This window comes from Polaromonas sp. UC242_47, from assembly GCF_044452385.1.
Classification (GTDB): domain Bacteria; phylum Pseudomonadota; class Gammaproteobacteria; order Burkholderiales; family Burkholderiaceae_C; genus Polaromonas.
Genome location: NZ_JBIOAO010000001.1, coordinates 3,825,355 through 3,842,238, shown reverse-complemented (window position 1 = coordinate 3,842,238; position 16,884 = coordinate 3,825,355). Strand labels below are relative to the sequence as shown.

At 54.9% G+C, this 16,884-nt stretch carries 16 protein-coding genes; 15 read left to right on the top strand and 1 reads right to left on the bottom strand.

What is annotated here, in order from left to right:
- Nucleotides 1-82 precede the first annotated feature (82 nt).
- Nucleotides 83-2,080, top strand: a complete 1,998-nt coding sequence (locus ACHMXK_RS18605; protein ID WP_397442002.1) for an SDR family oxidoreductase — start codon at nucleotides 83-85, stop codon at nucleotides 2,078-2,080.
- A 64-nt stretch (nucleotides 2,081-2,144) separates the two neighbouring features.
- Here ACHMXK_RS18605 and ACHMXK_RS18600 read toward each other — a convergent pair whose 3' ends face one another.
- A complete protein-coding gene (locus ACHMXK_RS18600) occupies nucleotides 2,145-2,492 on the bottom strand; it encodes an H-NS family nucleoid-associated regulatory protein (protein WP_397442001.1) in 348 nt (115 codons plus the stop codon).
- Between the two features lie 230 nt (nucleotides 2,493-2,722).
- Between ACHMXK_RS18600 and rfbB the strand changes: the two genes are divergently transcribed.
- The 14 genes from rfbB (at nucleotide 2,723) to ACHMXK_RS18530 (ending at nucleotide 16,860) form a co-directional block, all read left to right on the top strand.
- Complete coding sequence (gene rfbB, locus ACHMXK_RS18595) at nucleotides 2,723-3,790, top strand: dTDP-glucose 4,6-dehydratase (protein ID WP_397442000.1); 1,068 nt, start codon at nucleotides 2,723-2,725, stop codon at nucleotides 3,788-3,790.
- 23 nt (nucleotides 3,791-3,813) lie between these two features.
- Nucleotides 3,814-4,782, top strand: a complete 969-nt coding sequence (rfbD, locus tag ACHMXK_RS18590; protein WP_397441999.1) for a dTDP-4-dehydrorhamnose reductase — start codon at nucleotides 3,814-3,816, stop codon at nucleotides 4,780-4,782.
- Nucleotides 4,783-4,921: 139 nt separating this feature from the next.
- Nucleotides 4,922-5,488 carry a dTDP-4-dehydrorhamnose 3,5-epimerase gene (gene rfbC / locus ACHMXK_RS18585; RefSeq protein WP_397441998.1) on the top strand — a complete coding sequence of 189 codons (567 nt, stop codon included), beginning with the start codon at nucleotides 4,922-4,924 and terminating at the stop codon, nucleotides 5,486-5,488.
- A 254-nt stretch (nucleotides 5,489-5,742) separates the two neighbouring features.
- Nucleotides 5,743-6,615 carry a Wzz/FepE/Etk N-terminal domain-containing protein gene (locus ACHMXK_RS18580; RefSeq protein WP_397441997.1) on the top strand — a complete coding sequence of 291 codons (873 nt, stop codon included), beginning with the start codon at nucleotides 5,743-5,745 and terminating at the stop codon, nucleotides 6,613-6,615.
- A 79-nt stretch (nucleotides 6,616-6,694) separates the two neighbouring features.
- Entirely contained in the window at nucleotides 6,695-7,135 is a 441-nt protein-coding gene (locus ACHMXK_RS18575; protein ID WP_397441996.1) for a MarR family EPS-associated transcriptional regulator, read from the top strand.
- A gap of 413 nt (nucleotides 7,136-7,548) precedes the next feature.
- Nucleotides 7,549-8,673 carry a non-hydrolyzing UDP-N-acetylglucosamine 2-epimerase gene (wecB, locus tag ACHMXK_RS18570; RefSeq protein ID WP_397441995.1) on the top strand — a complete coding sequence of 375 codons (1,125 nt, stop codon included), beginning with the start codon at nucleotides 7,549-7,551 and terminating at the stop codon, nucleotides 8,671-8,673.
- Between the two features lie 25 nt (nucleotides 8,674-8,698).
- The gene (gene wecC / locus ACHMXK_RS18565) at nucleotides 8,699-9,967 is read left to right on the top strand and encodes a UDP-N-acetyl-D-mannosamine dehydrogenase (RefSeq protein WP_397441994.1); all 1,269 of its coding nucleotides are present in this window, start codon (nucleotides 8,699-8,701) and stop codon (nucleotides 9,965-9,967) included.
- Between the two features lie 173 nt (nucleotides 9,968-10,140).
- Nucleotides 10,141-10,815, top strand: coding sequence for a cytidylyltransferase domain-containing protein (locus ACHMXK_RS18560; protein WP_397441993.1), 675 nt, complete (start codon nucleotides 10,141-10,143; stop codon nucleotides 10,813-10,815).
- On the top strand, nucleotides 10,812-11,816 hold the full coding sequence (locus ACHMXK_RS18555) for an NAD-dependent 4,6-dehydratase LegB (protein ID WP_397441991.1): 1,005 nt from the start codon (nucleotides 10,812-10,814) through the stop codon (nucleotides 11,814-11,816). Before ACHMXK_RS18560 ends, ACHMXK_RS18555 begins: the two co-directional genes overlap by 4 nt.
- Nucleotides 11,813-12,988 (top strand): LegC family aminotransferase, encoded by a 1,176-nt coding sequence (locus ACHMXK_RS18550; protein ID WP_397441989.1) that lies wholly within the window; start codon nucleotides 11,813-11,815, stop codon nucleotides 12,986-12,988. Before ACHMXK_RS18555 ends, ACHMXK_RS18550 begins: the two co-directional genes overlap by 4 nt.
- Nucleotides 12,989-12,995: 7 nt before the next feature.
- Nucleotides 12,996-13,625, top strand: a complete 630-nt coding sequence (locus ACHMXK_RS18545; RefSeq protein WP_397441988.1) for an acetyltransferase — start codon at nucleotides 12,996-12,998, stop codon at nucleotides 13,623-13,625.
- Entirely contained in the window at nucleotides 13,622-14,629 is a 1,008-nt protein-coding gene (neuB, locus tag ACHMXK_RS18540) for an N-acetylneuraminate synthase (protein ID WP_397441987.1), read from the top strand. The genes ACHMXK_RS18545 and neuB overlap by 4 nt, the downstream gene beginning before the upstream one ends.
- On the top strand, nucleotides 14,626-15,789 hold the full coding sequence (gene neuC / locus ACHMXK_RS18535) for a UDP-N-acetylglucosamine 2-epimerase (RefSeq protein ID WP_397441986.1): 1,164 nt from the start codon (nucleotides 14,626-14,628) through the stop codon (nucleotides 15,787-15,789). Before neuB ends, neuC begins: the two co-directional genes overlap by 4 nt.
- Nucleotides 15,790-15,804: 15 nt before the next feature.
- Nucleotides 15,805-16,860, top strand: coding sequence for a nucleotidyltransferase family protein (locus tag ACHMXK_RS18530; RefSeq protein ID WP_397441985.1), 1,056 nt, complete (start codon nucleotides 15,805-15,807; stop codon nucleotides 16,858-16,860).
- Nucleotides 16,861-16,884 lie beyond the last annotated feature (24 nt).

Here is a 16,884-nt window from a genome sequence, read left to right as displayed (position 1 = left end):
GGCGCGGGTTTCTGCTGACCAGCGGGCCAGGGGGTTTGGACCAGAATCCAGACTGGTCCAGAGTTGTCTAGCGGAGAACACAATGCAGTATTTCGTCACGGGAGCCACGGGCTTCATCGGTAAACGCCTGGTCAAGAAACTCCTGGAGCGCAAGGGTAGCACCGTGCATTTCCTGATCCGCCAGGAAAGTGTCGGCAAGGTCGAGGCCTTGCGTGCGTATTGGGGCGTCAGCGCCGCCAGGGCGGTTCCAGTCCATGGCGACCTGACGGTCAAAAAGCTCGGGGTTGCCGCTGACGACGTCAAAAAGCTCAAGGGCCAGATTGATCATTTTTATCACCTGGCCGCCGTCTACGACCTGGGCGCCGACGAAGACAGCCAGATTGCCGTCAACATCGAAGGCACTCGCCATACCGTGGAGTTCGCCAAGGCGATTGACGCCGGGCATTTTCACCATGTAAGTTCCATCGCGGCGGCCGGCCTGTACGAAGGGGTGTTCCGCGAAGACATGTTCGAGGAGGCCGAGAACTACGAACACCCGTATTTCATGACCAAACATGAAAGCGAAAAAATTGTTCGCAAGGAATGCAAGGTGCCGTGGACGGTGTTCAGGCCCGCCATGGTGGTCGGCGACAGCACGACCGGCGAAATGGACAAGATCGACGGGCCGTATTACTTCTTCAAGTTGATCCAGCGCATGCGCCAGCTGTTGCCGCCGTGGATGCCGGCGGTCGGCCTGGAAGGCGGGCGCATCAACATCGTGCCGGTTGACTTCGTGGTCGATGCCCTGGATGTCATCAGCCACAAGACCAGCATTGCCAAGAAGTGTTTCCACTTGGTGGATCCGGTGGGCTACCGCGTTGGCGACGTGCTCGACATTTTCAGCCGGGCGGCGCATGCGCCCAAGATGAATCTTTTTGTCAATGCGGCCTTGCTGGGCTTTATTCCGCGCGGCGTCAAGAAAAGCCTGATGGCGCTGGCCCCGGTGCGGCGTGCGCGCAATGCCATCATGGCCGACCTCGGCCTGCCCGAGGACATGCTGACGTTTGTGAATTACCCGACACGTTTCGACTGCCGCGAAACACTGGCTGCCCTCAAGGGTTCGGGCGTGGAGTGCCCCAACTTGAAAGACTACGCCTGGCGTGTCTGGGACTACTGGGAGCGCCACCTCGACCCCGACCTGCATATTGATCGTTCGCTCAAGGGCACGGTCAATGGCAAGGTGGTGCTGATCACCGGCGGCTCATCAGGCATAGGCCTGGCGGCGGCGCACAAGTTTGCCGAAGCCGGCGCCATCACCATCATCTGCGGCCGAGATCAAGACAAGCTGGACGAGGCCTGCAAGGAAGCCAAGGCCAAGGGTTACCACTTCATCGCCTACGCGGCCGACATCGCCGACATGGCCGATTGCGACCGGTTTGTGCAAACCCTGATAGCCAACCACGGCGGTGTTGATTTCCTCATCAACAACGCAGGCCGCTCGATTCGCCGCGCGATCGAGGCCAGTTACGACCGGTTTCACGATTTTGAGCGCACGATGCAACTCAATTATTTCGGCTGTTTGCGTGTCACCATGGGTTTTCTGCCAGGCATGGTGGCCAAACACAAAGGCCATGTCGTCAATATCAGCTCGATCGGTGTGTTGACCAATGCGCCGCGCTTTTCGGCTTACGTGGCCTCAAAGTCAGCACTGGACGCCTGGACACGCTGCGCATCGAGCGAATTCGCCGACCAAGGCATCACCTTCACCACCATCAACATGCCGCTGGTGCGCACGCCGATGATCGCACCGACCAATCTGTACAACAACGTGCCAACCCTGAGCCCCGAAGAGGCCGCCGACCTGGTTGCGCAAGCCTGTATCTTCAAACAGGTGCGTATTGCCACGCGCCTGGGCATTGCCGGCCAGGTGTTACATGCGTTGCTGCCACGTGTGGCCCAAATTGCCATGAACACCAGTTTTCGCATGTTCCCGGATTCATCGGCAGCCAAAGGGGCCAAGCCCGGCGACAAACCGGTCAAGCAGACCTTGTCGCCGGAGGCGGTGGCGCTACAGCAGATGATGCGGGGGATTCATTTCTGATCGCTTGCAGCGCTGGTAATGAAAAATCGCCCGGCGGGGCGATTATAAATTTTCAGCAATTGAACTATTTAATCAGATAGTCTTGCTTGCCATTGCCAGCTGATAGATAGGTCGCCATCCAAGTCGGGGTTTTGCCACGGCCAGTCCAGGTTTTTCCGCTGCGAGGATCCTGATACTTTGGTGCAACGACTATGCGTTTATCGCCAGTAGCAGTTTCTTTTCGATTCATGGATTTTTTCGTTGCAAGACCCAGATCAGTTGCAGAAAGTTGGTGTAGTTTGATAATCTCTTTCGCAGAGATAATGGCTTGCGCACGCTCATTATTTCTCTGTTGAGCCAACTTTTCTCGCAATTCTTTGACTTTGGCTTCGGCTTGGCTAATTTGCTGCTGCAGTTCATTCAGGGTGGTCATAATAATTTAACCTTTTGATATGGTGATACTTATATTTTATATGGGAATAATTTTATTTGAATGAAGATTTGAGATGAATTTTAATGGTATTTTTTTTGACAATAAGATTGAAACTTCATTATAAAATTTGGCGTACGAATGAATGTTTGGCGAAGTGGATAGGTGGGGTTGGGTGAAAATTTCGGCCATAATGCCAAATGGCTTTTGGTATATTCATTTAAGGACAATCAATGATTTTGGTCACCGGTGGTGCCGGCTTCATAGGCGCTAATTTCGTGATCAACTGGTTAGCGCAATCCGACGAGCCCGTCGTCAATCTTGACAAGTTGACATACGCTGGAAACCTTGAAACCTTATCCAGCTTGAGGCACGATGCGCGGCATATTTTTGTACAGGGTGATATTGGTGACCAGGAGTTGGTGTTCAGCCTGTTGACCAAGTATCAGCCCCGAGCCATTGTGAACTGCGCTGCCGAATCCCACGTGGACCGTTCGATTCACAGCCCTGAAGACTTCATCCAAACCAACGTCGTTGGTACCTATCGTCTGCTAGAGGCTGCGCGAGCCTATTGGGCCCAACTGGAAGAGGCCGCCAAGCTGGCTTTTCGTTTTCTCCACGTCTCCACCGATGAGGTCTATGGCTCACTCAGCACCGTCGCCCCGGCTTTCAGCGAAAACCACCGTTACGAGCCCAGCAGTCCTTACAGCGCCAGCAAGGCCGCCAGTGACCACTTGGTGCGAGCCTATCATCACACTTACGGCTTGCCGGTGCTCATCATCAATTGCAGCAATAACTATGGCCCCTACCAGTTCCCTGAAAAATTCATTCCTCTGATGATTGTTAACGCCCTAGCGGGTAAATCCCTGCCGGTGTACGGTGACGGCCGGCAGGTGCGCGACTGGCTTTATGTGAACGACCATTGCAGCGCCATCTGCTGCGTGTTGAAAGCTGGCCGATCTGGTGAGGTCTATAACGTCGGTGGCCGGAGCGAAAAGCTCAATATCGAAACTGCCTATATCGTCTGCGCCGTGCTCGACGAATTGCGGCCCAGGGCGGACGGCAAGAGTTATAAGGAGCAAATTGCCCTTGTCAAAGATCGCCCCGGCCACGACCGGCGCTACGCCATCGATGCCCGCAAGATCGAACGTGAGCTGGGATGGAAGCCGGTAGAGACGTTTGAATCCGGCATCCAAAAAACCATACAGTGGTACTTGTCTAACCCTGAGTGGGTGAGCCGTGTGCAAAGCGGTGTTTACCGCGAGTGGGGCGGCACGTCGTTCACAGCTATTTCTCAGTAGGCTGTCATGCCTGCCCATTGTTTATGAAAATCCTCCTCTTTGGGAAAAACGGTCAGCTCGGATGGGAGTTGCAGCGCAGCTTGGGTCTTTTGGGGGAGTTGGTTGCGCTTGATCGCCGCAGCTGCGACCTTTGTGGTGACTTGACTAATTTGCAAGGTCTTGCTAACACGGTGCAACAGGTCCTCCCTGATGTCATTGTGAACGCCGCCGCCTATACGGCGGTGGACAACGCTGAAAGCGAGTCCGAACTGGCGCGGCTCATCAACGCCACCGCACCTGGTTTGCTGGCGCAGGAGGCGTGCAAGCTTGGCGCCTGGCTGGTGCACTACTCTACCGACTACGTGTTTGACGGCAGCGGCACGCAGCCCTGGCTGGAAGCCGACGTCCCAGCCCCACTCAACGTGTATGGTCAGACCAAGCTGGATGGCGAGCAGCTCATCGCCAAACATTGCAAGCATTACCTTATCTTCAGAACAAGTTGGATTTATTCCGCCCGCGGCGGCAACTTCGTCAGAACCATGCTACGTCTGGCCCGGGAGCGCGAACATTTGACCGTGATTGAGGACCAGTTTGGCGCCCCTACCGGAGCCGAGTTGCTGGCCGACGTAACTGCTCACGCCATACATCAAGTCATTGGCAAGGAGGGGGCGCGCCCCCAAGATGCGGGTCTGTACCATCTGACTGCTAGCGGAGAAACCACTTGGCACGAATATGCGAGCCGCGTGATTGACCACGCGAGGCAAAAAAATGCAGTGGCAGCAAGGGAAATGATCCCAGTGCCCACCAGCGCGTTTCCCACGCCCGCGCGGCGGCCACACAACTCGCGTCTGGACAGCGCCAAGCTGCAAGCTACCTTCGGTTTGAGTCTGCCGCCCTGGCAGCATGGGGTGGACCGTACCTTGGCTGAGATTTTGGGGTGGGAGAATGAAAAGTATGATGCAGTGCCAATGCTCACCCTTGATGGTGACTCCAGCACCGAGCGCAGCGCGTAAAAAAGCTGTTTGTGACGAGTCGTGCGAATGCTTATCGAATCAGGGGTGCTCAATTGCAACAGTCTTCACTAGTGTATGCGTGCGCATTGCTGAGTGTTGTATGACTTTTGCCGCCATACCCTCAAAGGACTCGCCCTAAATGAAACTTACCCCCACTGCTCTCCCAGATGTTTTCATCCTTGAGCCTCGGGTGTTTGGCGACGCGCGCGGCTTTTTTTTTGAGGGATTCAATCAACGAACTTTCAGTGAGCTCACCGGACTGGATGTATCTTTTTTGCAAGACAATCACAGTCGCAGCGCTAAAGGAGTTGTGCGCGGTCTGCACTACCAGATTCAACAGCCTCAGGGCAAGCTGGTGCGAGTGGTGCGTGGGGCCGTGTTTGATGTGGCTGTGGACATTCGTAAATTTTCCCCCACGTTTGGACAGTGGGTGGGCGTTGAGCTGAGCGAGGCCAACCACAAGCAGCACTGGGTGCCGCCCGGTTTTGCTCACGGCTTCCAGGCACTCAGCGAGGGGGCTGAAGTGCTGTACAAAACCACGAACTACTACGCCCCTGACCATGAGCGCTGCATCGCGTGGAATGACCCTGATTTAGCCATCGGTTGGCCATCTAGCGTGAGCCCGCTGCTTTCCCCAAGAGACAATCATGCCCCATTCCTGTCTTTTTGCGAGTTGCCAGACTGGCCGTTGTCGGCAGCTTGCTAGCGCTGCAGAGTTCTACCCGTGTGCTCTAAACGAACCCGCTTATCTCGTTCAAGCTAAGTTGCTTTGTTCAGCCTAGGTCGGTAGCTTCACTTTTCGCGGCCCTGTTTGTCCTGAATGTCGAGGCATACCGATCGGACCATGTGAGCGGAAATTCCAGTACATCCACAGCTCTCAACTAATGAAAAGCTCACCGCATACAATAAATGGCACATATATAACGTCTTCGCCACATCGCATCGAAATAGGCGGAGTCAATGGAATCCATGGAAAAAACTCAAACCCCCACTAGCCCAAGTAATGACTTCGACCAAGCTGACATAAGCTTGGTCGACATACTGGTGATCCTGGCCGAGAATGCCAAATTGCTCATCATCGGTCCCTTGCTGGTGGGGCTGTGTGCGTTGGGTTTTGCTTATCTCTTGCCGCAAAGTTTTGAAAGCGTGGCTGTGCTTCACGCAGAACAAGCCACCGCTAGCCTGATGGCCACATCCGCTGTATTGGACCCAGTAGCCATCACGCTGGGGTTAGGTAAAGGCGAATCAGCCGAGGAAGCCCGTAGGGAGCTTCGACAAAGTATCAAAACCTCCGTTGGCCGAAACGACAAGCTGCTCACGCTGACCGTTTCTGCGCCCACGCCACAACAGGCACAAGCCAAAGCAAATGTTGTGCTTGATCAAACCTATCGGCAAAGCCGCCCCAAAGGCATGGCCCGAACGCGGATCGAAGTCCAGTTGGCAGAGGCGCAAGGGCGTTTTAAAAATGCGGAAAAGGCTGCAACCAGTTTGCTCAAACGCTTGGAGTCGTCCGATGTGTCTGTGGCCGGTGGCAGCGATCTTGCGCGCGGCTATGCAGATCTGCTGACCGCCTCCGCCGCCGCCCAAAAGCAGATCAGTGAGTTTGAGGTCCTGCTGGAGGGGGTGAGTGAGGCTATGCTGATGGAGGCGCCCACTCTTCCGGAAAAGGCCAGTCAACCAAGAAAAGCTCTATGGGCCATTAGCGCCACTCTGGTGACGGGCATCGTGTTGCTGCTGTTTGTATTCATGCGGCAAGCATTGCGTAGCGTGGGAGTAGATGCGGGGGGCGCGGATAAGTTGGCACGTATTCGCCGGGCGTTGGGTGTGAAGTAAGTTTGCGGCGGGGAGGGCGACCCTATGCGGGTGGCGTGGTAGTATGCTTGTTCATTGATTGAACAGGTCAATATTAGCGATGTTTCAGAAGCCGCCAAAGGCAGCAACTTCATCTGGCAGTAACTACATCCGCATCTCAAGAGATGCTTTAATCATAGATGCGACGATGATCGGCTCAAGCCTCCAGGAAGAGAATCACCTCAAGGTTTTACGCCTTTTGGCTGTCAATCCGCATATGAATCAGCGCAGCCTGGCGAATGCGCTGGGTGTGAGCTTGGGTAAAGCCAACTACTGTCTGAATGCATTGCTGGATAAGGGGTTTATCAAGATGGAGAGCTTTAGGAAAAGCTCGAACAAATTGGCCTATGCCTACTTGCTAACACCTGTCGGCATCGCCGAAAAAGCCGGCCTCACCGTTCGTTTTTTGGAGCGCAAGGTGACTGAGTACGAACGCCTGACGCGGGAGATAGAAGTATTGAAGTCGGAAATGAGTCAAATCCAAGGCGACGCTAATTTATGAGATTAGTGTCGTTACACCTGTTGCGAGGCTCTCCGTAAGCGCATGACTGTTGTTCCCGTGTATTTCATTGATGCGGCAATAGTTAGCCTCACACGGACCTGGTTCGTCCAGGTCGAGGAGTTCGTTGCTCGCCTTGGCTGGAGCGCCTTGGCGTGCGGTCGTGAGGCCTCGCATAGTCTGCCAAGCGGTGCGAGTCATATCAGCGGCATTTTCTTATGCTCCTCGCACGCTGATGTAGATGGTCGCTTCCGCAAGTCAAAAGACTTCATTCAAGTTGCCTCTCTGACATCCTCGACTTTTTGGAGGTGTTGTGCGTCTACGGGAGTAGCCCTGAAGCTAATGCGAGAGATGTGTTCTGCGTACGGCTTGCGTGATACGCATGGTTGGTCTTGCTTGTGCTTGAGGGACTTAGTTTGACAAAAAAAATTCTTCTTGTTTTCGGCACCCGCCCCGAAGCTATCAAGATGGCCCCACTGGTCAAGATGTTGCGAGCGATTGCCGCACTGGATGTCAAGGTTTGCGTGACCGCTCAGCATCGGCACATGCTAGACCAAGTGCTTCAACTTTTCGATATCCAGCCTGACTTCGATCTCGACCTCATGAGGCCTGGGCAGGATTTGTCGGATATCACCAGCGGCGTGTTGCGCGACCTGAAAGTTGTGCTTGTGCAATGGCGCCCCGATGTTGTATTGGTGCATGGCGACACCTCCACGACCTTTGCTGCGTCGTTGGCGGCGTTCTACCAGCGCATTCCGGTTGGTCACGTGGAGGCAGGTTTGCGCACTGGCGACATTTATTCGCCCTGGCCTGAGGAGGCGAATCGCAAACTCACTAGCGTGCTTGCTCGTTGGCACTTCGCACCCACTGCCACTTCGCGCAGCAATTTGCTGAAGGAAGGCGTATCTTCCGATGCGGTTTATGTGACCGGCAACACGGTGATCGACGCATTGCTGCAGGTGCGCGAAAAAATTGTCAACAGCCCCAAGCTTCTGCAGCAGTTTGCTCAGGACTTCCGCTTTCTTGACCCACGCAAGCGCCTACTCCTGGTGACGGGCCACAGGCGTGAAAATTTCGGAGGCGGTTTTGAGCGCATTTGCCAAGCGTTGATTCGTATTGCAAAGAGCCATGCCGACGTGCAGGTGGTTTATCCGGTGCATCTCAATCCCCAGGTGCAAGAACCTGTCAAGCGGTTGCTGGGTGGCATTGACAATATTCATCTCATCGAGCCGTTAGACTACCTGCCCTTTGTTTACCTGATGGATAAAAGCACGCTTATTCTCACCGACTCTGGCGGCATCCAAGAAGAGGCGCCGTCGTTGGGAAAGCCGGTTTTGGTCATGCGCGATACTACCGAGCGTCCCGAGGCGGTGGAGGCAGGTACCGTCAAGCTGGTTGGCACCGATGTGGAGAAAATTGCGACGGAGGCCGGCACCCTGCTTACGGATGCTCAGGCCTATCAAGCCATGGCCTTCGCCCACAATCCTTATGGCGACGGCCAAGCCTGTCAGCGTATTGCACAGACCCTGCTTGTCGACTAACTAACCTCTATTGGCACGTCAGTACATGAACTTCAAAACTATTTCTATCATTGGCCTTGGCTATATTGGGTTGCCCACTGCTGCTGTGTTTGCGTCCAGAAGCATGAAGGTTATTGGCGTGGATGTGAATCAGAAAACCGTAGACACGATTAACTGCGGCCAGATTCACATTGTCGAGCCCGATTTGGACATGGTCGTGCATGCTGCCGTAGCCGAAGGCTATCTGCGCGCCACTACCCAGCCAGAACCGGCGGACGTATTCTTGATTGCGGTGCCTACGCCCTTCAAAGGCGATCACGACCCTGACCTCGCTTATATTGAAGCGGCTAGCAAGGCAATTTCTCCTGTGCTCAAGAAGGGCGACTTGGTCATCCTAGAATCCACTTCACCTGTGGGTGCTACGGAGCAAATGGCCGCTTGGATGGCTGAAAGTCGTCCAGACCTCAGCTTTCCTCAAACCCGTGGTGAAAACTCTGACATCCGCGTGGCCTACTGTCCCGAGCGTGTGCTACCAGGGCAAGTGTTACGCGAGTTGGTTCAAAATGATCGTGTCATTGGCGGCATGACTTCCAAATGCTCCGCTGCGGCCGCCGCGCTCTATAAAATTTTTGTGCAGGGTGAGTGTGTTATCACTGACGCCCGCACGGCCGAAATGTGCAAGCTGACCGAAAACAGTTTTCGTGACGTGAATATTGCCTTTGCTAATGAGCTGTCCATCATTTGTGACAAACTGGGCATCAATGTGTGGGAGCTTATCAAGCTGGCCAACCGACACCCGCGCGTCAATATTTTGCAGCCGGGCCCTGGCGTGGGTGGGCATTGCATTGCGGTTGATCCATGGTTCATCGTCAGCCAAGCCCCGGCAGAAGCGCGTCTGATCCGTATGGCCCGAGAGGTTAATGACGCAAAACCAGAATGGATAATCGAAAAAGTAAAAATCGCCGTAGCGGACTATTTGTCCGCTAATCCAGACAAGACCGCTAGAGATGTAACCATCGCTTGCTTTGGTCTTGCCTTCAAGCCGGATATAGATGACCTGCGTGAAAGTCCTGCACTGGCAATCAGCACACAGTTGGCGCGATTGCACCCTGGCGAGTTGTTGGTTGTGGAGCCTCATATTGAAACCCTCCCTGCCGCACTCTTTGAACACGCACAACTAGTGACAGTGGAGCAAGCGCAGGGACGTGCGCAGATCGCGCTGCTTCTGGTTGGCCACAGGGCGTTCAAGGATCAGCCCGCCGAAGTATGGAAAAAAATGTCTATTGTTGACGCGTGTGGCATTAGCGCGAGGTGACGCCACTTATGACTGTTGGCTTTATCTAAAGTAATGTCCTGAATTATTTTTTCATCGCAGAAAAAATTTAACTCTATCTATGTCGCCCAATTTCATTTGCCACCGCTGGCAATATGCCGTCATCTCGTGAACTTGTTCTCGACTTCAATGCATGCCATCGAAGGTAGATCAAGGTGAATACTTTCGCATTAATACCGGCACGGGGTGGCTCAAAAGGCATTCCGCGCAAGAACATCAAGCTGATCGCGGGAAAGCCGCTGATTGTGTGGACGATTGAGGCTGCTCTCCGATCCTCGCTACTCAGTGCCGTGGTGGTCAGCACCGACGACCCGGAAATCGCCGATGTTGCGCGCCGAGCGGGGGCTCAGGTTCCTTTTATGCGTCCGTCTGAGCTGGCGCTAGACCAAACACCTGGACTAGACCCTGTGCTGCATGCGCTCGACCAGTTGCCTCAGTACGATTCGGTGCTGTTGTTGCAACCGACCTCGCCGCTGCGGACAACTGAAGATATCGATGCCTGCCTTCGGCTCGCCATGCAGCAACATGCGCGATCTGCTGTGTCGGTCAGCGAGGCGGACACACACCCCTATTGGACTTATCGTTTGACCAAGGATCAAGCCCTTAGTCGGTTTGTTGATGCCGAACCCATTGCACGACGTCAAGACCTGCCGCAAGCTTTTGCACTCAACGGCGCGCTGTACTTCGCCGACGCCAATTGGTTGCGCAGCAGTGGCACCTTGGTCGGCCCTGAAACCCTAGCCTACGTGATGGCTAAAGAGCGGTCGGTCGATGTGGACACGCCGCTCGATTGGAAAATGGCAGAGTTGCTTTTGAAAGACTCATTGTGAAAAAGAAGAAAATTTTAGTTACCGGTGCCGACGGGTTTATTGGCTCTCACCTTACTGAAGCGCTGGTACGCACGGGTTACGATGTTCGTGCGTTCGTGCTCTATAACTCGTTCAACTCCTGGGGCTGGCTAGACCGCTGCGCATCAGACGTGAAGGGAGAATTCGAGGTGTTTGCAGGCGACGTGCGGGACCCCAACGGCGTGCGTACCGCCATGAAAGATTGCGATGCGGTGTTGCACCTCGCGGCCCTGATCGCGATTCCTTATTCGTACCACTCGCCCGACACCTATGTCGACACCAACATCAAAGGTACGCTGAACATCGTCCAGGCAGCGCGCGATCTTGGTGTAAGCAAGGTAGTACAAACATCGACGAGCGAGGTGTACGGCACAGCGCGCTTCGTTCCAATAACCGAAGATCATCCGCTGCAAGGCCAATCGCCTTATTCGGCTAGCAAGATTGGCGCGGATCAAATTGCCATGTCGTTTTATTCATCGTTTGGCACACCAGTTACGTTACTGCGGCCCTTTAACACCTACGGCCCGCGCCAGTCCGCTCGCGCCGTTATCCCAACCATCATCACCCAGATTGCCCATGGGCAGCGCCAGATCAAACTCGGCGCGGTGTCACCCACACGCGACTTCAACTACGTGGCCGATACGGTGGCTGGCTTTATTGCCGCCCTGGAGTCAGACCGTGGCATTGGTGAGGTCATCAACCTTGGGAGTAATTTCGAGATTTCCATCGGCGACACGGCGCACGCGATCGCGGAGTCTATGGGAACCACGATCGAAATCATGACTGACGAACAGCGCCTGCGACCCGAAAAGAGCGAGGTCGAGCGACTATGGGCGTCCAACACCAAAGCTCGCCAACTGCTCGGCTGGCAACCCCAATACGGTAGCCGCGAAGGCTTCTTGCGCGGCCTGACCGAGACCATCTCTTGGTTCCGCGAACCTGCCAACCTGTCCGCCTACAAAGCAGACATCTACAACCTATGAACCGCATGGATACGCCACGTAATCTTGCTCAAGAAATCGTTCGAGCGATCTCGTCTGTGGTGGGCGCGGGGCCGCTCGCTCTGCACGAACCGCGTTTTCGCGGCAACGAATGGATCTATTTAAAGGAGTGCCTCGATTCGACGTTTGTATCTTCAGTTGGCAAGTTTGTTGACCGTTTCGAGGATGACTTGGCAGCCTTCACTGGTGCCAAGCGTGCAATAGCCGTGGTCAACGGCACGGCAGCGTTGCATGTATCTCTGCTCTTGGCGGGCGTCACGGCTGGCGACGAAGTGTTGTTGCCAGCGCTCACCTTCATCGCCACCGCCAATGCCGTGGCCTATTGCCAAGCAACACCGCATTTTGTTGACAGCGAGGAGCGTTCGCTCGGCATGGACGCTCACGCTTTGCGCGACCATCTCTCAAGCACGACCGAATTGCGCGGCGGCCATTGCATCAACCTCAGCACCGGCCGGGTCATCCGCGCTATGGTGCCGATGCACACCTTTGGTCATCCCCTTGATATCGAAGCACTATTGGCCGTTGCGCACGACTTTCACATTCAACTTATCGAAGACGCGGCCGAATCACTGGGCAGCACGGTGGGCGGCCGTCATACAGGCACCTTTGGTCTGATGGGCACCTTGAGCTTCAATGGCAACAAGACCATCACCACCGGTGGCGGTGGTGCCATCCTCACCAACGACCTCGAACTAGGCAAGCGCGCCAAGCACATAACCACCACGGCCAAGCTGCCACATCGCTGGAATTTTGTGCATGACGAGGTGGGCTACAACTACCGATTGCCCAACCTGAATGCTGCGCTAGGCTGCGCGCAGCTTGAGCAACTCCCTGGCTTTCTAGCCGACAAGCGCCGCCTGTTTGAGCGCTATCAATCAGCCTTTGCCGACATTGAGGGTGTTCGCCTAGTCGTCGAACCGGTGGGGCGCCACAGCAATTACTGGTTGCAGACGCTGTTGCTAGACGAGTCGTTCGCTGATCAGCGCGACGCGGTACTGACCGCCACCAACGACGCTGGCTTGATGACCCGCCCGGTCTGGGCGCTGATGAATCGCCTGTCGATGTTCAGTAGCGCGCCGAAAGCACCTTTGCCGATGGTCGAGTCGCTGGAGCGGCGCTTGATCAATATCCCGAGTAGTTCGGGTTTGGTCTAGTCGTTCCATGAGCAAGCCAAGAATTATCTTGATTGGTGCCGGCGGCCATGCCCACGCCTGTATTGATGTAATCGAGCAGCATGGGCAGTACCAGATTGCCGGGCTGGTCGGCATGCCAGACGAATTGCATGCTTCACACCTCGGTTATGCCGTCATTGGCACGGACATCGACTTACCGGAGCTCGCCAAAACGTGTCAATACGCCTTGATCACCGTGGGTCAGATTCAGACACCCGAGCACCGCATTCGCCTATATCAGCAGGCTATCGAACTTGGGTTTCAATTGCCAGCCATCATCGCGCCTAGTGCACATCTCTCTCGCCACGCCACCATTGGCGCAGGCACTATCGTGATGCACGGGGCCATCCTCAACGCCGGGGTCAGCGTTGGCAATAACTGCATCATCAATACGCGTGCACTGCTTGAACATGACGTAACGGTGGCAGACCACTGTCATGTCTCTACTGGCGCCATCCTCAACGGCAATGCAAAAATCGGCGCGGGGAGCTTTGTTGGCAGTGGTAGCCTCATTAAAGAGGGACTTGCGCTAGGGAAAGGCTGCGTGGTGGGTATGGGCGTCGCTGTGCGATACAGCCAGCCAGATCACGCCCGATTTACAGGGCACAATGAATTATGAACAACCGTACGCTCATCATCGCCGAAGCTGGCGTTAACCATAATGGCGACCTCGGGTTGGCCAAGCAGTTAATCGATGTGGCTGCCGTGGCTGGTGTGGATCTCGTTAAGTTCCAAACTTTTAACGCCAACCGGCAAGTTACACGTAGCGCCCAAAAGGCGGACTATCAAACCCAGACCACGGGCAACAAAGAATCCCAGCATGAAATGCTGCGCCGCCTTGAGCTCACCGATGACATGCACCGGGAACTCATCGCGCACTGTGCCGTGCGAAACATCGGTTTTTTCTCTACCGGTTTTGATGTTGAAAGCATCGATTTGCTGCTGAGCCTCGGCCAGGATCACTTCAAGATCCCTTCGGGCGAGATCACCAACCTGCCTTACTTACGCCATATCGGCCACCTTGGTAAAAGCGTCATCATTTCCACCGGCATGGCAACGCTGGGTGAAATTGAAGCAGCAATTGATGTACTCGAATTGGCTGGTACGCATCGTGCCAGAATAACGGTACTGCATTGCACCACCGAGTACCCCACGCCCATGAATGAGGTCAATCTGCGCGCCATGCAGAGCATTCATAGCGCCTTTGGTGTAGCGGTGGGCTATTCCGACCACACACCCGGCATCGAAGTGGCGATTGCCGCCGTGGCCATGGGTGCGACGGTGATTGAAAAACATTTCACGCTAAATCGCAATTTACCCGGCCCCGACCACCAAGCCAGCCTTGAACCAGCAGAACTCAAAGCCATGGTGGCCGCTATTCGCAACATCGAAGTCGCACTAGGCGATGGCATCAAACGCCTCACCCCGAGCGAAGCCAGAAACAAACCTATTGCACGAAAATCACTTGTGGCCAGCCAAGCGATAAAGGCGGGTGAGGTCTTTAGTGCACAAAACATCACCACCAAGCGCCCCGGCACGGGCATCACGCCCATGCGCTGGGAGGAAGTGATGGGCCGCATCGCGACGCACGATTTCGCGGCGGACGAGTTGATCGAACTATGACTCGTAAAATCTGTGTCATCACCGGCACCCGAGCCGAATATGGTTTGCTGCGCTGGGTCATGCAAGGTATCAAGGATGATCCTGAGCTCACGCTACAGGTCATTGCCACCGGCATGCACTTGTCACCTGAGTTTGGTCTGACCTACCGCGAGATTGAAAAAGACGGTTTCCAGATTGACCGTAAGGTCGAAATGTTGACCAGCTCAGACACGCCCGTGGGCATCGCAAAATCCATGGGATTGGGGACAATTGGTTTTGCCGATGCATTGAACGAATTAAAATCTGATCTGATTGTTGTGCTGGGTGATCGGTTCGAGATTTTTGCAGCGGTGGCGGCAGCTCTGGTGGCACGCATACCCGTAGCGCACTTGCATGGCGGGGAGACGACCGAAGGCGCCTTTGATGAGGCACTGCGCCATTCCATCACTAAGATGTCGCACTTGCATTTCGTTGCTGCTGAAGCGTACCGGCGACGCGTGATCCAGCTTGGTGAACAGCCTGAACGAGTGTTCCTCGTTGGCGGCTTGGGCATTGACAACATTAAACGCTTGCAGCTTCTCGGCCGTGCAGCGTTAGAAGCATCGCTGGGCTGCCAACTCGGCCCCAAAAATCTGCTGATTACCTTTCATCCGGTCACGCTTGAGACGTCAACGGCTGAAGATCAGATGGCAGAATTGTTAGCAGCCTTGACAGAACTGAAAGACACGAAGCTTATTTTCACCCTGCCCAACGCCGATACCGACGGCCGAGCCTTGATCAAGATGGTGCAGCAGTTTGTCGCTCAACACCCCAACGCGCACGCTTACACTTCCCTCGGCCAACTGCGCTATTTGTCGTGCATTGCCCAGGTTGATGGTGTGGTCGGCAATTCTTCCAGCGGATTGGCCGAAGTACCCAGCTTCAAGAAGGGCACCATTAACATCGGCGACCGTCAGCGGGGCCGCTTGCAAGCTGCAAGTGTGATTAATTGCGAACCCACCCGTGAGGGTATTGTTGCCGCTTTGGAACGGCTTTACACCGCAGCCTTTCAGGCGAGTTTGAGCCAGGTACAAAACCCTTATGGCGAAGCTGGTGCAAGTGAAAAAGTGGTTAAAACCATCAAGCACTGTGCGCTTGATGGTATCGCCAAAAAGTCTTTTTATGATCTACCTGCACATTGACATTGAGCGTAATAAGTGAATTCGACAGAACAAATCTGGCGCAAAGCCATTCTCCCCGCTCACGCCACCATTCGGCAAGCCATCAGCAACTTGGATGAGGCCGGAATCAAGATCGTCCTGGTGATTAATGAGGCAGACGAGCTGGAAGGCACGATATCTGACGGAGACATACGGCGCGGTTTACTCAAAGGGCTGGACCTTAACAGCCCGATCACCAACGTCATCCATCGCAATGCATTGGTCGTTCCGCCTGAAATGGGGCGCGAGATGGTCATGCAGTTGATGGTGGCTAACAAGATCCAGCAGATTCCCGCCGTCGACGGGCATCGCCATATTGTCGGCGTGCATCTCTGGGATGAGATCGCCACATCCCCCGTGCGTCCTAATCTGATGGTGATTATGGCTGGCGGCATGGGAACACGGTTGCGTCCGCACACAGAAAACTGTCCTAAACCATTGTTGCCCGTTGCAGGCAAGCCGATGCTGGAGCACATCATTGAGCATGCCAAATTGGAAGGATTTAGTCGCTTTGTGTTGGCAGTCCATTATCTGGGCCACATGATTGAAGAACACTTTGGCAATGGCGACCGGCTGGGTGTGCAGATTGACTACCTGCGCGAACAGTCCCCATTAGGCACCGCCGGCGCGCTAGGTTTACTCAATCCGCGCCCCGACGCTGCATTTGTGGTGACCAATGGCGATGTGATTACGGACATTCACTACGGTGAGTTGCTGGATTTTCACTTGCGTCACAACGCTGCGGCCACCATGGCGGTGCGTGTGCATGAATGGCAGCACCCCTTTGGCGTGGTGCAGACCCAAGGCGTTGAAATTGTCGGTTTTGAAGAAAAACCTGTGGCCCGAACGCACATTAATGCAGGTGTTTATGCGCTTGAACCAGAGGCGTTGAACACCTTGGCGGCTGATACACGCTGCGACATGCCTGCCTTATTTGAACGCCTGCAAGAACAATCCAAACGCACGGTGGCGTATCCGATGCATGAGCCCTGGCTCGACGTCGGACGCCCCGATGATTTGGAACGAGCGCGCAGCAATCTCGCGTCCATCTAATTCGAACCACCTCATCCCCCGAAG